Genomic DNA, 1,472 nt, shown 5'->3' on the forward strand with positions numbered 1-1,472 from the left:
CTCGCCTATGCGCGAGCGTCATATCCGGAGCGTGGCTGAGGATCATGACTAATCAGGTCGGGCAATGTCAGCCAGCCAAACAACATTACTTTTCATTGTGGCGGCAAATCCTGCACTTTCAGTGGCTGATGCTGCCATCCAATAATTATTTCTGATCTATTGGCAGGTCATCTTGGTCAACCAATGTGCCATATTGGCCATCCAATAGTTCTTTGCGGCCTATTGCGCGGATACGTAGCACTCCCAAGTGTATTTCAAAATCTCTTTAAATAATCACAGGCAGATCAGCACGCACCTGAGGCTAGTGGCGTGAGTTAGAAATTCCTTTGCAGAAGGAGGCCACCGAGGAGAGGATTTCGTCGGCTGTTTTGGTCCAGACGAACGGTTTAGGGTGAGCGTTGTTCTCAGCGATGTAGGCCCGGATGGCGCATTCGAGCGCGCGAGTCGAGCGGAACCGACCTCGCTTGAGCTGGCGGGCCGTGAGGATGGAGAACCAGCACTCCACCAGGTTCAGCCAGGAGGCCGAGGTCGGCGTGAAGTGCAGATGCACACGGGGGTGACGCGCCAGCCAGCGATGAATGAGCGGCGTCTTGTGGATGCTGGCGTTATCGAGCACCAGGTGCAGTTCCAACTCCTTCGGTGTGGCCTGCTCCACCGTGGCAAGGAAGTGCCGGAAGTCGACGCTGCGGTGGCGCTGGTGCAACTCGCCGATGACGGTGCCGGCCTTGATGTCGAGCGCCGCAAAGAGATCGGTGGTGCCGTGGCGGACGTAGTCATGCGTATGGCGCTCGAGCTGCCCGGGTCGCATCGGGATGGCAGGGGCGGTGTCGGATGTGGCCTGGATCGAGGGCTTCTCGTCCACGCACAGCACCAGCGCCCTGTCTGGTGGGTTCAGATACAGGCCGACGATGTCGCGCACCTTGTCGATGAACTGCAGGTCGGTGGAGAGCTTGAACGTCTCGCTACGGTGGGGCGCGAGAGCAAAGGCGCGCCAGATGCGGGAGATGGCGGTCTGGCTCATGCCAAGCTCGGCCGCCAAGCGCCGGGTGCTCCAGTGCGTGGCGCCCCTCGGAAGCGTCTCCAGCGTCGTGGTGATGACGCGTTCGACCTGCTCGTCGAGGATCGAGCGCGGTGCACCCGGACGAGGTGTGTCACCCAAGCCCTGTACACCCGAGTCGGCAAAGCGGCGTCTCCATTTGCTCACCGTCAGGTTGCTGACTCCCAGCCGGGCGGCGACCGCCAAGTTCGTCGCTCCCGGCTTGGCGCAAGCCAGAACGATGCGCGCCCGCATCGCCAGTCCCTGACTTGTCGAGCGCCGCCGCGTCCAGCTCTTGAGCGTTGCTCGATCGGCGTCGGACAGCGTGATCGGAACAGCATGTGGATTGGCCATGGCTCGCTCCTACTGCAAAGCTCGCCGAGCCAGTATGCGCCTCTACCGCGAGCTCATACAAATCTCTGACTCACACCACTAG

The 1,472-nt window shown here is 60.8% G+C and carries 1 protein-coding gene; it reads right to left on the minus strand.

Features of this window, described 5'->3' with window-relative positions:
* Nucleotides 1-301 precede the first annotated feature (301 nt).
* Nucleotides 302-1,390: an IS630 family transposase gene (locus D3A59_RS24855; protein WP_119157974.1), complete on the minus strand. Its 1,089-nt coding sequence runs from the start codon at nt 1,388-1,390 to the stop codon at nt 302-304.
* Between the last annotated feature and the right edge of the window lie 82 nt (nt 1,391-1,472).

Origin of the sequence: Caldimonas tepidiphila, assembly GCF_003569765.1 — a bacterium.
In the GTDB taxonomy this organism is placed as follows: domain Bacteria; phylum Pseudomonadota; class Gammaproteobacteria; order Burkholderiales; family Burkholderiaceae_C; genus Caldimonas; species Caldimonas tepidiphila.

Coding starts and splice junctions, on each gene's coding strand:
- D3A59_RS24855 (WP_119157974.1), bottom strand. CDS start 1,390: ATGGCCAATCCACATGCTGTTCCGATCACGCTGTCCGACGCCGATCGA.